The 15,055-nt window shown below is 61.9% G+C and carries 23 protein-coding genes; 18 read left to right on the forward strand and 5 right to left on the reverse strand.

Annotated features, from left to right (window positions below):
- The 3 genes from WAW17_RS21660 to WAW17_RS21670 form a co-directional block, all read left to right on the forward strand.
- A partial coding sequence (locus tag WAW17_RS21660) for a WhiB family transcriptional regulator (RefSeq protein ID WP_422334971.1) occupies positions 1 to 321 on the forward strand: 321 nt, incomplete at its 5' end.
- Positions 318 to 851 (forward strand): hypothetical protein, encoded by a 534-nt coding sequence (locus tag WAW17_RS21665; RefSeq protein ID WP_422334972.1) that lies wholly within the window; start codon positions 318 to 320, stop codon positions 849 to 851. The genes WAW17_RS21660 and WAW17_RS21665, both read left to right, overlap by 4 nt.
- Before the next feature lie 234 nt (positions 852 to 1,085).
- Positions 1,086 to 1,343 carry a hypothetical protein gene (locus tag WAW17_RS21670; RefSeq protein WP_422334973.1) on the forward strand — a complete coding sequence of 86 codons (258 nt, stop codon included), beginning with the start codon at positions 1,086 to 1,088 and terminating at the stop codon, positions 1,341 to 1,343.
- Positions 1,344 to 1,531: 188 nt separating this feature from the next.
- On the opposite strand, the gene WAW17_RS21675 is transcribed toward WAW17_RS21670, so the two are convergent.
- A complete protein-coding gene (locus tag WAW17_RS21675; protein ID WP_422334974.1) occupies positions 1,532 to 2,071 on the reverse strand; it encodes a kinase in 540 nt (179 codons plus the stop codon).
- Positions 2,068 to 2,874, reverse strand: a complete 807-nt coding sequence (locus tag WAW17_RS21680; RefSeq protein WP_422334975.1) for a GntR family transcriptional regulator — start codon at positions 2,872 to 2,874, stop codon at positions 2,068 to 2,070. The genes WAW17_RS21675 and WAW17_RS21680 overlap by 4 nt, the downstream gene beginning before the upstream one ends.
- 259 nt (positions 2,875 to 3,133) lie before the next feature.
- Here WAW17_RS21680 and WAW17_RS21685 point away from each other — a divergent pair, with 259 nt between their 5' ends.
- From WAW17_RS21685 to WAW17_RS21730, 10 genes are all read left to right on the forward strand, one after another.
- The gene (locus tag WAW17_RS21685; RefSeq protein WP_422334976.1) at positions 3,134 to 3,427 is read left to right on the forward strand and encodes a hypothetical protein; all 294 of its coding nucleotides are present in this window, start codon (positions 3,134 to 3,136) and stop codon (positions 3,425 to 3,427) included.
- A 71-nt stretch (positions 3,428 to 3,498) separates the two neighbouring features.
- Positions 3,499 to 3,720, forward strand: a complete 222-nt coding sequence (locus WAW17_RS21690) for a hypothetical protein (protein ID WP_422334977.1) — start codon at positions 3,499 to 3,501, stop codon at positions 3,718 to 3,720.
- A 57-nt stretch (positions 3,721 to 3,777) separates the two neighbouring features.
- Entirely contained in the window at positions 3,778 to 4,047 is a 270-nt protein-coding gene (locus tag WAW17_RS21695) for a hypothetical protein (RefSeq protein ID WP_422334978.1), read from the forward strand.
- 275 nt (positions 4,048 to 4,322) lie between these two features.
- Positions 4,323 to 4,565 (forward strand): hypothetical protein, encoded by a 243-nt coding sequence (locus WAW17_RS21700; RefSeq protein WP_422334979.1) that lies wholly within the window; start codon positions 4,323 to 4,325, stop codon positions 4,563 to 4,565.
- A gap of 26 nt (positions 4,566 to 4,591) precedes the next feature.
- On the forward strand, positions 4,592 to 4,819 hold the full coding sequence (locus tag WAW17_RS21705; RefSeq protein ID WP_422334980.1) for a hypothetical protein: 228 nt from the start codon (positions 4,592 to 4,594) through the stop codon (positions 4,817 to 4,819).
- A gap of 331 nt (positions 4,820 to 5,150) precedes the next feature.
- Positions 5,151 to 5,417, forward strand: coding sequence for a type II toxin-antitoxin system Phd/YefM family antitoxin (locus WAW17_RS21710; RefSeq protein ID WP_422334981.1), 267 nt, complete (start codon positions 5,151 to 5,153; stop codon positions 5,415 to 5,417).
- Positions 5,414 to 5,836, forward strand: a complete 423-nt coding sequence (locus tag WAW17_RS21715) for a type II toxin-antitoxin system VapC family toxin (protein WP_422334982.1) — start codon at positions 5,414 to 5,416, stop codon at positions 5,834 to 5,836. Before WAW17_RS21710 ends, WAW17_RS21715 begins: the two co-directional genes overlap by 4 nt.
- Complete coding sequence (locus WAW17_RS21720; protein WP_422334983.1) at positions 5,833 to 6,528, forward strand: hypothetical protein; 696 nt, start codon at positions 5,833 to 5,835, stop codon at positions 6,526 to 6,528. Before WAW17_RS21715 ends, WAW17_RS21720 begins: the two co-directional genes overlap by 4 nt.
- Before the next feature lie 221 nt (positions 6,529 to 6,749).
- Complete coding sequence (locus tag WAW17_RS21725) at positions 6,750 to 8,465, forward strand: hypothetical protein (protein ID WP_422334984.1); 1,716 nt, start codon at positions 6,750 to 6,752, stop codon at positions 8,463 to 8,465.
- A gap of 289 nt (positions 8,466 to 8,754) precedes the next feature.
- Positions 8,755 to 8,961, forward strand: a complete 207-nt coding sequence (locus WAW17_RS21730) for a hypothetical protein (protein WP_422334985.1) — start codon at positions 8,755 to 8,757, stop codon at positions 8,959 to 8,961.
- A gap of 283 nt (positions 8,962 to 9,244) precedes the next feature.
- On the opposite strand, the gene WAW17_RS21735 is transcribed toward WAW17_RS21730, so the two are convergent.
- Entirely contained in the window at positions 9,245 to 9,826 is a 582-nt protein-coding gene (locus WAW17_RS21735; RefSeq protein ID WP_422334986.1) for an NUDIX hydrolase, read from the reverse strand.
- Positions 9,827 to 10,404: 578 nt separating this feature from the next.
- On the opposite strand from WAW17_RS21735, the gene WAW17_RS21740 reads away from it, so the two are divergent.
- The gene (locus WAW17_RS21740) at positions 10,405 to 10,635 is read left to right on the forward strand and encodes a hypothetical protein (protein ID WP_422334987.1); all 231 of its coding nucleotides are present in this window, start codon (positions 10,405 to 10,407) and stop codon (positions 10,633 to 10,635) included.
- A 217-nt stretch (positions 10,636 to 10,852) separates the two neighbouring features.
- On the opposite strand, the gene WAW17_RS21745 is transcribed toward WAW17_RS21740, so the two are convergent.
- Positions 10,853 to 10,963, reverse strand: a complete 111-nt coding sequence (locus tag WAW17_RS21745; protein ID WP_422334988.1) for a DUF664 domain-containing protein — start codon at positions 10,961 to 10,963, stop codon at positions 10,853 to 10,855.
- A gap of 9 nt (positions 10,964 to 10,972) precedes the next feature.
- On the reverse strand, positions 10,973 to 11,098 hold the full coding sequence (locus tag WAW17_RS21750; RefSeq protein WP_422334989.1) for a hypothetical protein: 126 nt from the start codon (positions 11,096 to 11,098) through the stop codon (positions 10,973 to 10,975).
- A 60-nt stretch (positions 11,099 to 11,158) separates the two neighbouring features.
- Here WAW17_RS21750 and WAW17_RS21755 point away from each other — a divergent pair, with 60 nt between their 5' ends.
- From WAW17_RS21755 to WAW17_RS21770, 4 genes are all read left to right on the forward strand, one after another.
- On the forward strand, positions 11,159 to 11,560 hold the full coding sequence (locus tag WAW17_RS21755; protein WP_422334990.1) for a hypothetical protein: 402 nt from the start codon (positions 11,159 to 11,161) through the stop codon (positions 11,558 to 11,560).
- Positions 11,561 to 12,144: 584 nt separating this feature from the next.
- Positions 12,145 to 13,563 (forward strand): hypothetical protein, encoded by a 1,419-nt coding sequence (locus tag WAW17_RS21760; protein WP_422334991.1) that lies wholly within the window; start codon positions 12,145 to 12,147, stop codon positions 13,561 to 13,563.
- A complete protein-coding gene (locus tag WAW17_RS21765) occupies positions 13,536 to 14,138 on the forward strand; it encodes a hypothetical protein (protein WP_422334992.1) in 603 nt (200 codons plus the stop codon). The genes WAW17_RS21760 and WAW17_RS21765 overlap by 28 nt, the downstream gene beginning before the upstream one ends.
- A gap of 656 nt (positions 14,139 to 14,794) precedes the next feature.
- Positions 14,795 to 15,055: hypothetical protein (locus WAW17_RS21770; protein ID WP_422334993.1), on the forward strand; the 261-nt coding region annotated here is incomplete at its 3' end.

The following is a 15,055-nucleotide window of genomic DNA, read 5'->3' on the forward strand; positions in this document are numbered from 1 at the left end:
GAACGCATGACCGAAGATTCCGCCCTTGTGGATCTGATCCGGCCCATCATCGGTCCGGTCGAACTGGTGAACACTACCTGGACAAGTTGGCGCCTCGACGGGCTCTGCGCCCAGTCCGATCCCGACCACTTCTTCCCCGAACCCCGAGGAGTCAGCGGCGCCAGGGCAGCCAAGCGGATTTGTGGACGCTGCCCGGCAACCGCCGAGTGCCTCGAGCATGCACTGAGAACCAACGAGCAGTTCGGGGTCTGGGGCGGCACTACAGAGGGCGAGCGTCGACGTATCCGCTCCTCCCGCCGCGCCACCGCGGCGGCGTCATGACCGCCGTCCATCAGTTCACCCCGGACCGCAGCGGTGGACACGGAAGGTTCTGGGGTCGTGCAGGAGAGCGTCTGTCGGAAGAGGAACTTCACCGTCGTCGCACCGCACGTGCCTACCGTCGCAGCCAGGAGCAGCAGATCGCCGAGGAAGCCGAGCAGGCCGCTCACCGGGGGTGGAGGCTCGGGCTCGTCGCGCCGTGGCGCATCACCACGGCCCTCGACGCAGGAAGCCACAAAGGACCTGAAGTCGACATCGCTTGTGGGACAAAAGAACCTGCAGTCGACGAATGGGAAGCCGGAACCCGCTACCCGACGTTCGAGCAACTCAAACTCCTCGCCGAACTCACCGGCTACCGCGTCGATTGGTTCATCCACACCGACGAACCCGTCGACGTCCGCCAGACCACGATGTGGGGGCACATGAGCAAGCGGGAACGGCAGCGATGGAGGGAACCAGTGCTGATGTTCACTGACGACGCGGTGGCGAACTGCCCCGGCACCGCCGACTGCCTCGCGACTCACCTGTTCTGACGATTCTCGCGAGGCCCGAACTGCTCGAAAAGAACAGTAAGGCACAAGAGTTGGTGCGCAACAGTACGAACAGTGATCTGACCAAGGATCGCACCACCGGAAAACGCGGTCTTGAATCGCGTAGATAGCCCTGAGCGCAAGGCGGTCCAGGACTGGTGTGGATTCGATATTGCTCGCAGTAATAGGCAGGGGACCATCCCGCCGACGCTCGATGAAACCGGGAAGGGTAAACGCATGGCGTCTGCATCAGAAATCGCCGGATACACCTACAAGGCCGAAAACTATCGCCCCGAGAAGCTGGTCGAAGTATTGATCGCGGAAGGCGCTGCGAGCCCGGGCGCTCGCGGCATGTCCGTCGAGGATGTCCTCGATCAGATCGCCGGCGCCAACGCGATAGACCGGCACGACGAGCGCTCTTTCGACAGCTCGGAGTTCCCGAAGGTGATCCTCGTTGGCCAGAGCACCGAAGCTGACGACTGGTACGCCGCCTGATATTCCGATTCGCGACGACTCAGGCCCTGGTGGTGCATCCGCCTGGGTCTGCGGTCTTTTCGGAAAATGTATTCCGCGCTACATATTCACCGCCGAGCCAGCACAACAAAGTTGCGACAAGGACGAGACGGGCTATCCGCGCGGCGATGGAGTCTCGGTTTACAAGGCGCCGGACGGATCCACCGATGTTAGAGGCGTTGCCGGACGAGATGGTCGATCCATGCGGCAATGGCTTCGGGGCCGAAGGCAACAGTCGAGATCCGCAGGGTGGCGGCGGTAAGGGGTGGAGTCTGGTCGTAGGCGGCGATCCGCTCGTCGACGTCGCCGGTGCCGCGTGCGGTGATTCGTTCGATGGCGACGTCGCGGGGGCACCATAGTTCGACGACGGTCCAGGAGACGTCCGGTGCTGAGGTGGTGACGGCGGCGATGGCGTCGGGTTGCCCGAGGTGCAGGACGGGGATCAGTGAGGCGTCGATCATGTGGTCGAGGTGGGGTCGGTCGGTGGCATAGGTGGACGAGTAGCGGTCGTTTCGCCAAAGGACCGCTCCGGCGGCGGTCAGCGCGTCGATCGTCTCGATCGTGGTCATCCGATAGCCCTGGGTGCGGCCAGGGCCAGCCTTGAGGCGTTGGGCGAGCTGGTAGGCGGGGTCGAGGTGTGTGAGAGCCGTGGTGACGGTGTCCTTCCCGGCGCCGGGTGGGCCGTAGAGCAGGACGGCTCGTGACGTCATGCCGTGACACCTACGCGGGACAGAAAGGCGCGTGCTTGATCTTGTAGGGGGTCGGAGTCTGGGTCGTTGACGATGACGGTGTGGTCGAGCACCGGGGTGAACGTGGTGTCGATGCCGGCGATGTAATCGTCCCAGTGAGCGAGTTTCCAGCTGTCTCGGCCTGCGCCACGGCGGCGCAGGTACAGCTGCATTGTTTCGGGGGAGCAGTGAACCCACAGAATGTGGGTATCGGCGCCTTGCGCGTTGTAGTGGGCGAGGGTGCGGGCGGCCCAGTGGGGGTCGGAGAACTCGCGCAGGTAGGGGGCTGTGGCGATGACGGAGGTGCCGCAGGCGATGTTCTCGTCAATGGTGCTGGTGAGGGCTTCGTACTCGCGGGGGCGGATAAGGCGCAGGTACTCCTCGGATTCGCGGTCGTCGTAGGACCGTCCGAGGGTTTCGAGTGCGGCTTCGACGACGGGGCGGGTGATGGTGTCTTTGTCGATGATCGGCCAGTGGGTCAGGCGGGCGATGATCCGGCCGAGTTCACTTTTGCCGCTGCCTGCGTAGCCACCGATGAGCATGACGTGGGGACGTTGTGCGCCGGGGTTGCGGTGCGTGACGGCGTGGCCGCTTCCGTGCATGGCGACGATTAGGCCGGAGTCGACGAGTTGGCCGAGGGCCTGGGTGATGGTGCCGCGGCTGACCGCCCATTGTTCGGCGAGGTCGCGACTGGATGGGAGTAGGTCGCCGGGTTGGTAGACGCCTGCGTCGATGTCGGTGCGTAGGGCTTGGGCGATCTCCCTGTAGCGGCTCCGTCTGTTCATCCTGTCGCTGTTCCTGTCCATTGTTTCAGTGGTCCTGCCACTGTCTGTTGGTGGTCTTCAGTGGTCGTTGAAAATGAACCGTACCAGGGGATACGTGCCCTGTCGTCGTGCGTGCCGTCGCCGCCAATCGGGGTCAGGTCTGGGTATGCGGGTCGGTCTGCGCGGTTGACAGGGGTGTGATCGCCCTATAGAAAAGACCACTAAGAGACCACTTAAAGACCACTGGTCACGACTGGATGAGTGTGAGGGGAATTCGGAGATGGACACTCGGCCCTGGTGCTACGACCACATCGAGGACTACGACCTTGACCGCAGCACTCTCTCGAAGGTCCTGATCGCCCGCGCCGCCTGCCTGAGCTGCCCGCGCCTACGCAGATGCCGTGCCGACGCCGCCGAACTCCGCGCTGCAGGCACCCCACCTCTCTCCCAGGTGCTCGGCGGAGTCGCCTACGGACACGACGGCAAACAGCGTGACGGCCGCGACCTAGTCAACTACTTCAACGGGCGCAAGCCCGAAAGGCCGATACCGAAGGACATCAGTCAAGCCAGCTGACTCATCACAGATCCGGCTCCCCCGGTGCCAGCCCGGGGGAGTCACCCATCCCACCTCAGGAGGAAGCCCGAATGTCCTACAACGTCCACGCCGCCAAGGTCGGCGATCAGGTCCGCGTCACAGAGCCCGGCCGCGAGCCTCTCGCGATGACTGTCTGGCTCATCACCCCGGCCGGATCTGACGGCCGCGCATACTCCGCCGGCCCGAAGATCCACGCCCACATCCGCCCTGGCGGATACGCCATCACCTTCGACGGCAACAGCTATCACACCCCACACGTCCACCCCGCCTGAACCGGCCCAGAGTAACGACACGGATGACAATCAGATCTGATCCATGAAAGGAAACCCGTGCGTGTCACCCGCACCCCTGCAGCCGATCTCGCCGTCGACGACACCATCGACCTCAACCCGCCACTGACCTGGCTCCGTGAGAACGCTGACGGTCCCGTCGACGGAATCACGCTCGCCATCGACATCGCCGCATTCGACTACGCCACCATCACCGCGATCGACAACAAGGGCCACGACGTCACCGGCGAACCCGTTGTCGTCATCCGCAACACGATCTACGACATCGCCGTACCGGCTGCCCTCGCCATCCCTCGCATCACAGATTGAAGAAACGGGCCCAGACCGAACGTGAATCCGCCGTCCATCAGCCGCGAACACCATCGCAATCCAGTCACGAGCGCTGAACTGTGAATTCTGCGCCACGTCCACGGTCTACCCATCTCGGCGCCGGCCTCCCGAATCGTTTGGGTAATCCGCCGCGAATTCCTCTTCAAGTATTCCAAGATATGGCTGCGAAATAAAGAGACAGAAAATGTTAGTGTCCTCGCGGTCATAAAAGTCTCTGCACAGCAATGGTGATATCTCCGAGAGGAAAAAAAGAATTGTCCTTCGATGCCTGGATTGACACCCTCGTAGAAGAAAAGGGATACAACCTCGAATACCGGTTCGAGGTCCCCGGCGCAGGGGGAGTGGACAGCATCCCCCTCGGATTCGTCGTCGACGGATGCAAACAGACCGTGCCCGAGGAACGGGCGAAGATCAAGACTGCACTGGTCAACCTGGACTTTCGTGGAGGCGACCTCCTCGACTACTTCGGGCACCTCGCCAAAGCCCTCGCCATCTGACCGGTACCTGCGTGAAAGGCAACTACATGAGCGCCACCTACGCACTCTGTCACCGCTGTGCGACCGCGATCGTCAACGACGACTACAGTGCATTCGACTTCGACGCCTCTGAACTCGCCGATGAACGTGTGAGGCCGTTCCTGGCAAAGGCCGGGAACATCGTCGTCAACATCGACGAGACCGAAATCGACGGAGAATGCGACGCATGCTGCCAGGAGATCGACGGCCACGGCCACACCGCGGAACCTCAGTGATCTGGGATGGCCGCACGTGAGGGTCGGAGAGAATGGATCGACCGGGTCTCGATGAGGCCAGTCAATAATTCTGATGAGGGCAATGTAAATGGCGAGCAAGGAGGCCCATAAACGGTGCAGTGGAATTGCTCGCCCAGTACGGGATGAGATGATGCCGCGTAACCGAGTCGGCATCGACAACGAGGCGCAGGGCCTGGTGGTTCCCACTGGTCCCGCCGAGGTTCCATAGCCGTTCAGGACCCGTGTGAAACGTGCACCTGAATCCCAGGCCTTGTATGCCGCTGCTGGTCGACGCTTCGAGGCGTAGCACATTCAGTGCTACGTTTCGGACATGGAGAGAATCGGGATCCGGGAGTTGCGGCAGAACGCTAGCCGCTACATCGACAAGGTCAAGTCCGGTGCGGTCATCGAGGTGACCGAGCGCGGTACCGCGGTGGCCCGCCTCGTCCCTCTCGACGCTGGAGAGGACATCCGGTCTGCCATGATCGCGCGCGGTGAGATCGCGCCGGCGGCTGCCCGGCGGCGCCCCCTGGTCGTCGCTGACCTTCCGGCCGGCGATCTCACTGAAGTACTCCAAAGGGCACAGGGTGTGCGGTGATCTATCTCGATTCCACCGCGATGGCGAAACTAGTTGTGAGGGAACCTGAATCGTCTGCGCTGGTGGAGTGGATGAATGATCGACCGAACGTCCCTCTCCTCACCAGCGTCGTCGGCAGAATCGCGCTACTCCGCGCAGCAAGTGAAGAGTCGGACACGTCCGGCGCCCGGGCGCGCGCCTTCCTCACCTCCGTCGACGTCGTCGCACTGACACCTCAGATCGCCGAGTTCGCAGAAACGATCGCCGCTCCCCTACCTGCTGATGCGGCGATCCACCTGGCCACGGCGTACCTGCTCGGCCCGGTAGACCTGACCCTGTGCACGTACGACGAACACCTTGCCCGTGCCGCAGTTCATCTCTCGATCGACACGGCCACACCATCCAACGTCGACTCTCCCCGCCCAGGTGGGAAGTCGTGAGTATGCCCGGCACGCTCCCGAATCCGACGCCGGACCGGTCGGCGCTCGACGACGAGCGACTCATCGCTCTGCGCGAAAACGCAGCGTCGCACCGGCACCGGTTCGTGGATCCGACTCGGGTCGGTCCAGTTCAAGCGGTCGTCGCGCAGCTCCCACACGCGTGGGTCAGCCGAGTCCTCGGCCGTGAAGTCACAAACCCGCGGACGGTGCCGTGGGGTCAGATGATCGTTCTTGCGGACGCTGCGGTCCTCGACGGTCTGCATCTCGAGCACCTGTCGGAAGGTGTTCACGCCGCAATGACCGATCAGCTCCAACGTGAGCGCGCGGAGCAGCGCACCGGCGGGCTGGAGCAGCGAACGCGCTGGAACACACTGTGTGCACAGTTGCCGGTCGAGGTGTTCGTGGGGCTCAACTGGGCATTCGGCTACCAGAATGGCAGCAACCGCGGCCGCAGCCACATCGTGGTGCAGCAGTTCCTGAACCACGGTCGTCTTCACCGGGCAGCGCGCACCGCGTTGTGCGAGACCCCGTCGCGCAATCGCACGGGACCGCGGGGGCTCGACCCCCTGCGGGCGCTCGATCGCGGCCCGGATCAGGCAGTCGGACCGGGCGATGCCGATCGAATACCCGACTGCTCCCGGTGCCTGAAGATCGCGCACGGCCTCGTTGGCAGAAAAGCGTTGGCGCAGTGACACGGCAGGGGCCTCCTGATGAGTTCGTCGCGTCGTGCGATGTCCTTGTGGGTGACTACCTCCAGATCACACGGACGCGTCCGATGGCCAGGGATCGCACCTCCGATGAAGGATTCGCACGGGTGGAGCGAGTCGAGCACATCTCGGCGGGTGAGGCCTTGGACGCCCTCACTCCATCGCCCTTTGGTGACCTTCCGACCCCGGTTCTCTGGTGCCAAGGAGTGCCAGGTCCCATCATTGCCGAGCACGGTGACGTGTTCGTCCTGTCCCAGCCTCGATCGGACCGCATCGCTCACGATCTTGCCCATCCGTTCTGGACGAGTGCGCAGCACAGGCTGTTCCGCTGCGGCAAGTCCGCCGGGTTCAACCCACCATTCGAGAGTCGAGTTCCACCGGCCGGATCGCAGCTCGTCCGAGAAAGCACAGCTGCGTCGCCGACCAACGCGACCGTGTTCCGTAAGTCGGCATCGGCGATGCTCGTCGGCGACTACCTCCGTGTTCATGGCGGTCGGTACCCCCTCCAGGACAGGACGTTTGACGAGGGATTCTCCCGGATCGAGGCCATCCGCATCGTCGACGCTGCCGACGCACTCGTGATCTTCGCTGACACGGCGTGGCACGGCGACGTCGTCACGATCTCCGTCTATGGGCTTCGTGGAACGCTGCTGCTCCGCGCGCAGGACGAGGTCGATGTGTTGGCCTTCGTCAATCCGGAGCGAGCCGCATTGGACGTACGCGACCCGTGGGCGACTGGACCGATGCTCGGGCTTTCCGCTTCCCGCCGGCGTACCGCCGATGAAATGGAACTCGCACGGAAGGTCGACCATGCACATCGACCGGAGGTTGACGAATCCGCGTTCTACTCTTCGATGTACAAGAATCCAGACGAGCGACGGCGCGCGGTGGAAAGCAAGATTGGACTGCGCATGGTTCCGCTGTCGGCGCTCCCGTGGCCGCACCGTCAATATCAGTGCGCGTTCGCGATCGCCGCCGGCAAACAGTTGGGCCGGTACGGGGATGCTCAGGCCGCTCACGCGGCAGGATTCCTATCCCCAGATGGTCAGGACACGATGAAGTCGTGCCGGTACCACGAGCCCCGGTGGCTGCTTGTCTCCAAGATCGTCGCCGACTGCTGGGACCAACGGACCCAGACCCTGCCCGGCGTAGCCGACCATCCGCTCTACGCAGACTTGCCCACCGACGACCGGGAGGCCCTGTCGAGCCTGACCACCGATCCGATGGTCTGGAACGACGGCGCAGACGCGATCGCCAACGGGCAGCACCGGCTGTGCGCCATGCGCGCAGCCGGAGTGACCCATAGCATCGTCGATGGCCAGTTCCTGCCCGACACCGACTACGGCCGCGGCACGTCGGCCGTAGAACACGCCCGGGCAACGCTCGACGATCGCCGACGGACGCAGATCCGTGTCATGAACACCGAACAGATTCAGCGGGCCCATGCCGAGGCGACAAGGAACGGCCACACCCTGACCGATAGCCAGGCCCGAGAGTTCGCACTCATTCTCGAGGCGGATTTGGAAGCCAGTGAACGCATGGAAGAGCTGTTCCTTGCCGGTCTGCTCTCACCCGAGACACTCGCGGCGGCGGCGAGCAAGGCATGGAAGGGAAAGCCCTACGACAATGACGTCCGAGATGAGGTGTGGCGGGAGATGTTCCGCATCGCGGGATTCACGAAGGACAATCGGCGGGCACGCCGCCCTCTGCTGCCGGTCACTCTGTACCGGGGCGCGGGCGTGGAGAACCGTGAGGGCCTGTCGTGGACGACTCTGCCCGGGGTGGCCCACTACTTCGCCCAGAACCGGCAGCGGGTCCCCTTCACAGGGATGGTGTGGACTGCGAGAGTGCCGGCAAAGCGGATTCTGGCCCGGCCCGCTACTTTGATGAGGGTGAGTACGTCGTCGACGCTGTTGGTATGAAGATGCGGGTGATGGACGAGGACGAGGTGCGGCGGCATCGAGACTTCGGCCGCTGGCAATAGGGCGGCGGTTCGGTGCCACAGGTCCAGCACGTAATGGGTCCATAGTCGTGGGCGCCTTTGTGTTTCGTGTGCGGCATGGGTCAGCCGGGCGCAGTCGCCAGGACCGGGGCCGGGGCCGACTGAACCCTGGATAGAACGATCCTCACGACGCGAGCGCAGGAGACGCTGAGTGGCAGTCCTTGGCCGTGCAACATAGGCCGACAACACCGAACGAATGGAGCTCAATCATGGAAATCTTCGTGCTCGTAATGGTCGTCGTCGTCATCCCCTCTGCCTATCTCGTCCTCAAGGGCACCTTGGCTGGCGGATATGTACGCACCGGCCGACCGCATGCCCAGGACGCCGGTGCCAGCAATGGGACCGTGGTAGGCGATACGGGTCATCCCAACTGCGGAAGCAACGGTGAAGGTGGTGACAGTGGCAGCTGCAACTGACCGACCTGCCACCGCGACAGCATTGCGCCACCTTGTACGGGGTGCGGAAGGCCGCGGGCGAAGAGGGGCGCTAACGGTATTGGGAACCCCTGTTTCTGTCAAGAGCTCGGGGCGTTCGAACACATCGACTTGGTGGGGTTGACGAGGGAATCGCCAGCCCGCATCTTTTGTCCGGGTGCCAGCGCAACTCGCCATGAATCCAAGCGGCATCTGGGGCGATGACGTCCGGCCGTCCCGCAGGGCGATCGACGAACGCACACGCACCGCCTGCGGGCGCGGGCGGTCAGGCGGATTTCGCTGAGACCATGGACCGCAGCTTCTCGATGAACCTGGGGAAGTGGGGATCGAATCGCCGCGGATCGCTGTCGAGAACTTCGTTCACCGTCCACCACCGACCACCGCGAAACTCGTCAGGGTCGAGGATGAACTCGGTGTCGCGGTTAGCGGCTCCTACATACCAGAGGCTGACGTCGATGTGACCGTTGTCGACTCCGACGGTGGTTGTAACCGTGAGGAAGAGGGGTTCGGAACCGGCGATACTGAAATCAGCATCGACACCGAGTTCTTCCCGAATTTCCCGACGTGCCGCCTCTGTGGGGTGTTCGTCGGGCTCGACATGGCCACCGGTCGGGAGCCACCGTCCCGCGTTGATATGGTCGACGAGGAACACACTCAGATCCGTCGGGTCCACCACAACGATGTAGGACACCAGATGACGTGGCGGCGTTGCCGGCTTGGCCCGCCGGAAGATGTCGTCGGTACTTGCGATCCAAGACAATGTGTCCGCGCGGTGGTCTCCCTCGAGGTCGTCGAGGGGCTGAAGGGCGGAGATCAGGTTGTGTACGGATCGGACAGTGGTCTGCATCGGTCGATCATGGCAGCGACCACCGACATGACAGTGCGAGCGTCGTGGCCCGCATACCGATCGGCTACCGGTCGATCGCGTCGCTCAGCTGCCTTTACCTAGCGAGGTCCGGTCGGTCCTCGTTGGGGGTCGTGGGCAGGAAGTCTCACAGGTCGTTGGGTGACCAATGCTGAGGTCCGCGCACTCTGACAGTCGCATCGGCGGCAATATCGATGGATGCCTGGATCAAGTCGTCAAACTCGACTTCCTGACCTTCAACCAAGCCGGGGAGACATAGCATCCGGCGTTGTCCTTCCTTCAGCCGACGACCCGACGCCCATCGTGGCCACCGCAACGTCAACGCTGCGGCGGCTGTCCGTCCCGGCGCCGTTCGAAGACCTGCTTCCCCGCGGAGGCTACGACGGACTGGGCGAGGGGTACGGCCGTGTCACGGCGGTGCAGCTCGACGTCGCTGCCACCGGCAAGGGAAGTCAGCGCCGAAGTATCCGCATGGAGATACGGCCGGATGCTGGCCGCGTCACCTGGAGAGCGGCTCCTACGGCCGCCCGCGCAGCCCAGCCGGTGTTTAGGAGTGCATTGTGCTCGGCACGGAGCGCTGGGTGGAGCAATGGCCGGACCACCCCGTGATCAGGGTCTTCAATCCGCCGAGAAGAGTTCTCGTAGACATCGGACGGGCGCTACCCCTCGGGCGAGGCGGCCAGCAACGAGCCGACCGGGTGACACTGCGCGTGAAAGCTGCGGCGGTCAATCTCACCGGACTCATGCCCGCCCTGCAGCACTGTTGGTTTCAACTCACTTCTCTGCACTAGTCAAGCCGTGAGCTGGTGGACAAGACAACACAACGCGATGGCCGGCGGACCAGCGCTGAAAACTGGACGGAACTAGCACGTCCGCGCCACGCTGGCTCCGTCCACCATCAGTGCCGTACGTTCTCGGGGCTAGATTCCCATCGACCGTGCGATCGCGGGTCAGTAGTTGTGCAGGTCGTCCGGCCAGTCGCCCCCCATGAGTGGGAGTGCCGAAGTTTCACGAGTTCGGTAGACGTACAGGAGGCTTGTCGATCTGTTCGCGGAGAATGTCACCGTGGCCTGCGTGCCTGGCGAACTCTTGGATGAAGGTGAGCAGCGTCCACCGCATGCTGACGTTTCACTCGCGCGGATTGCCCTTGGTGTCGTCGAGGTCGAAGCGGGACAAGATCTCACGTGATCGTTGGCTTGCGCGCTCGAATTCGGCGATGACGTCTGTGCGGCTTGAGTGTTCGGCTGTGGCCATGAACATAACTATACCCCCTTACGCATGATATGTCAAATGTAAGGGGGTATAGTCACGCGCGTGATCCAATTTCTGTCGTTGGGCGAGTTCGCCGACCGTGCCGAGCTGGCATTCGACACTATGAAGAAGTACCGAAAACTCGGGCTCCTCCCACCCGAGGAGGGCGAGGTCGGCAGAAATCGCGGCTGGCTGCCCGAGTCAGCGGACCACTGGATTGGCAACCGCCCCGGACGCGGCACTCGGACCGACCTCGACGACTCACGGCCACCACGTCCCACCGTCCTGTGCATTCATTTTCTGTCCCTGCGGGAGTTCGCCGATCGTGCCGGGATACCCCTGGGCACCATGACGACTTACCGAGAACGCGGGCTCCTTCCGCCCGAAGACGGCCAGGTCGGCAGAAATCGCGGCTGGCTACCCGAAACAGCAGATCACTGGATTGGCAACCGCAACACCGGGTGAGCCAGCCAGCGACAGGGCTGGACAGCTCGCATGTGTCCGCAAACCGTGGGACGTCGAGATCCAGAGCGCTTCGCAGAGCCCGGGACGGCACCGCTGCGTCCACAGGCCTCACCATTTTCTACGGCATACGGGAGCGTCACACCGATGTGGGTGCCCAGACGACAAATCCATCCTGGGCACCCACACCTTCACCTACACCCTCCGCATCGACGGCTCGATCAGCGAGGCCACCGGGGGCAGGCCGGAAAGGTTGACGCGCATGGGTACACCCTCCGAGATCGCCGGACGGGCAAACTCCGGCTTGTGGTGACCGCGGAAGTCACCGCTTCCATCGGCGACGAAACATACTTTTCAGTCTTGTTACCCAATTGAGACATTCATTCCATGCCACAACCGTTGGATAATTGCTTACTGTAACTATCGGTCGCCATTCACGGCTTGCTCTCAGAAAACACACAGCAGGTGGTGGCCCAGCGCATTCGCGAAATACCGAAAAAGATCGGTGGCTGATTTGAATGAAACTATCTTCTGGCAAGTCAAGGTCGCGGCGTCGCCTTACGATGACGAGGCTGTCGGCGTTCGTTATGGCCGCAACTGTAAGCGGAACTCTCCCGTCAATCGCGCACGCTGACAGGTGGATCGGTCCCTATATTGTCGGTGGGGCTATCGAGGTCGAGTACGACCAAGCCGGAGGATGGAACGCCTTCGGAAATCCGATCACCCCCGAATCCAATGCCGACAATTATGGAAAATTTCAAGTCTTCGAGAAAAACAACTCAATTTACTGGCATCCAGACACCGGGGCAAATCAAATCGGTGGCCGAATCCGCGATAAATGGAGCGATCTAGGCTGGGAGACCGGATTCTTGCATTATCCGACCACACGAGAATCAGCGGCCAACGGTGGAAGTTTCAATCACTTTCAGGGGGGATCGATCTACTGGTCGCCCGCAACCGATGCCCATCAAGTTGGTGGCCTGATTCGTGACAAGTGGGCGGCGATGGGGTGGGAAAACAGTCCATTGCAATTTCCTACCTCGGATGAGTTCTCTGCCGGTGGCACTAGCGGTCGCGGGAACCACTTTCAGGGTGGCTCCATCTATTACTCACCGAGCACCGGCACACACGTCGTTTGGGGGGCGATCAAGGACAACTGGGCAAGCCGGGGTTGGGAAAACGGAAAATATGGTTTCCCGACGAGCGATGAATACGACTTCGAGGACGGCAAAGCTAAAAATTTCGAAGGTGGGACCATCGATTGGAAGCCTGGGGACCCAGCGATTCCAGGAGAATACACAAATACCGGGCAGGCGCAATTCAAAGACTACGGCTGGGTAGACCCGTCAGTTGCCCGAGCGGACATTCAAGTCGACCCCTCACTATCTACGGTACCGGAGACCGCAGCTCCCAGCACAACGAGCATCCCGGGCACTTCCGTACAACCGGAGACCGCAGCTCCCAGCACAACAAGCGCCCCGGACACTTCCGTACAACCAGGGACCGCAGCTCCCAGCAGAACTGCGACAAGTACGTCTGCCAGCCCTGCACCCGCAGCATTCAACTTTATGTCGGTTCGGCCCGCTCGTGAGCAGGATCCACCTGATACACCAGACCTCGGGAACTGCGGAACACAGATCGACAACTCGCACGCGTCGTACACCACGCCCGACCAGGTCCATACCAAAGTCCGCTCATACTGCCCTGCACCCGGAATGACTGGACACGAAGTTTCTGGACAAACGACAAGGCTCCGGTGGTGGGGAATTCCGTGGCCGGCGATTGGCGGCCTCCCCGAAGCAGATCCCTCCAATCCCGCACATGCCGGTCCGAATTCGAAGCCAAAGATTTTCGCAACGTCAGCTGTATGGTGCACACGCGGTACGACATTCGACTACAAGGTCACAGTGACCGGAAAATTCTTCATCGGTAGCAAGTCCTATACTGCAAGTAACAACTGGATTACGAGGCAGGTGACATGCGAAAATTCGTACTGGCCGTCCTAGTTCTTCCGATTGCCCTCTGTTCTGCTTGCGGAGATTCTTCTGAACCAGACCAGGCCGGTACCGAGAGCAGTCTGCCTGGTTCGTATCAGGAATCCGACTATCTTCCTGTCGAGCAGCGTTCGATTTCCGGAGGAATACCGACTGTCAGCGCTGGAGGAACTTCTATTCCAGTACTGGCAGCTGACTGGTCGGCGCTAGGCGGCAGTCAGGTCGTCCCACCGCAAAAACTCGAGTGGACGATGTTGACAGGTGAGCCAGTGGTCCTTTCCATCGCTGCGTCGGCTACACCACTGGAAGTGGAGTTGAATCGTTTTTCATCGGTCAACGAAACGGGAATCCCCGACGAATCAGATATGGAATATTCCCAATGCACTCGATCTAGCCCCGAGCAGGTGGGTGACGAATCGGAACCAGGGTGCACTTACAATCAAGCAACACCCGATCTTGTCGAATTGAGGATCACTTCACCATCGAAATACATGGTCGTCAGTTCAACGTGGTATCCGAATTTGGGTAGCGATGAACTGAACTCTTCGCAGAAAGTAGCGGCTTCGTGGGCGTTGTCCACGGGATAGGACAGTAATGGAATCCGGGATTCGCTGGGTCGGGTGCGAAGTAGCAGATCACGCTCGCTGGCTACATCCATACCGCTACCCGTTCGCATTTGATGCTGACGGAAGCAGTTGGCTTTCAACCCGATTTCGGCACGCAGTCCGAATTCTTCACCCCGCGTACATGGATCGAGTTCCAGTTACCTGGGATGAAATATCCACAGCGAGGGGCGTACCGCTCGGAGTCCGGACTTCGTTCTACGATCTGACCGGCAGCAATAGCCCTAACCACACGGTGGTCGACATATTCGACACTCCTCCAGAACAAGGGAGTCTTCCAGAGGAAGCACTCGAGTTAGTTTACGGCGCGCTCGGTGACGCTGGGTTTGGGCTGTTGTGGGAAGGTTTTCACGACCCAGGACTCTCGGAGAGGCTCGCTGTCGCCGCGACAGTACGCAGTGACGCAACGGTGTACAAAGCGATATCAGTAAGCGATTCACCAACCGCATTCACGCTTGAAAGGAGCCCGAGCTTCTGGTGGCCTGAATCTCATAGTTGGTGTGCAGCAACGGGGTTGGACTCATTCGAGACGCTCGTTGCGAGTTCGAACACACAGCTGCTGGGTAGTCTCGCTTCGATCGGAGGAATCGAAGTCCAACCCATTCGCTGAATGGAAATGGTTGACGGTACGAGCAACAGACAACGGGATCGGCAACCGCGCCGCCGGGCGAGAGGTCCGGACAGGACGTCGCGGCAACAGCCGGGACCTGACTGTCCGGTGGAACTCGCAGGTGGTCGAGCAGATTCGGGAAGACCGGGGAATCACCGGACTGGCCGGGCGCGACGAGGACCACCATCGGCAGGCCGTGGCCGTCGACGAGCTGGTGGATCTTCGTCGACAGGCCGCCGCGGGAGCGGCCGATGGCGTGGTCAGGCGGCTC

It is taken from the genome of Rhodococcus sp. (in: high G+C Gram-positive bacteria) (assembly GCF_049286785.1).
In the GTDB taxonomy this organism is placed as follows: domain Bacteria; phylum Actinomycetota; class Actinomycetes; order Mycobacteriales; family Mycobacteriaceae; genus Rhodococcus_F.

Excerpts from the sequence above, each read along its gene's own strand:
- WAW17_RS21765 (WP_422334992.1), top strand. The coding sequence starts at position 13,536 with ATGCGAAAATTCGTACTGGCCGTCCTAGTTCTTCCGATTGCCCTCTGT.
- WAW17_RS21745 (WP_422334988.1), bottom strand. The coding sequence starts at position 10,963 with ATGCGGTGGACGCTGCTCACCTTCATCCAAGAGTTCGCCAGGCACGCA.
- WAW17_RS21685 (WP_422334976.1), top strand. The coding sequence starts at position 3,134 with ATGGACACTCGGCCCTGGTGCTACGACCACATCGAGGACTACGACCTT.
- WAW17_RS21705 (WP_422334980.1), top strand. The coding sequence starts at position 4,592 with ATGAGCGCCACCTACGCACTCTGTCACCGCTGTGCGACCGCGATCGTC.
- WAW17_RS21750 (WP_422334989.1), bottom strand. The coding sequence starts at position 11,098 with ATGGCCACAGCCGAACACTCAAGCCGCACAGACGTCATCGCCGAATTC.
- WAW17_RS21665 (WP_422334972.1), top strand. The coding sequence starts at position 318 with ATGACCGCCGTCCATCAGTTCACCCCGGACCGCAGCGGTGGACACGGA.
- WAW17_RS21735 (WP_422334986.1), bottom strand. The coding sequence starts at position 9,826 with ATGCAGACCACTGTCCGATCCGTACACAACCTGATCTCCGCCCTTCAG.
- WAW17_RS21670 (WP_422334973.1), top strand. The coding sequence starts at position 1,086 with ATGGCGTCTGCATCAGAAATCGCCGGATACACCTACAAGGCCGAAAAC.
- WAW17_RS21680 (WP_422334975.1), bottom strand. The coding sequence starts at position 2,874 with ATGAACAGACGGAGCCGCTACAGGGAGATCGCCCAAGCCCTACGCACC.
- WAW17_RS21675 (WP_422334974.1), bottom strand. The coding sequence starts at position 2,071 with ATGACGTCACGAGCCGTCCTGCTCTACGGCCCACCCGGCGCCGGGAAG.
- WAW17_RS21730 (WP_422334985.1), top strand. The coding sequence starts at position 8,755 with ATGGAAATCTTCGTGCTCGTAATGGTCGTCGTCGTCATCCCCTCTGCC.
- WAW17_RS21690 (WP_422334977.1), top strand. The coding sequence starts at position 3,499 with ATGTCCTACAACGTCCACGCCGCCAAGGTCGGCGATCAGGTCCGCGTC.
- WAW17_RS21760 (WP_422334991.1), top strand. The coding sequence starts at position 12,145 with ATGGCCGCAACTGTAAGCGGAACTCTCCCGTCAATCGCGCACGCTGAC.
- WAW17_RS21710 (WP_422334981.1), top strand. The coding sequence starts at position 5,151 with ATGGAGAGAATCGGGATCCGGGAGTTGCGGCAGAACGCTAGCCGCTAC.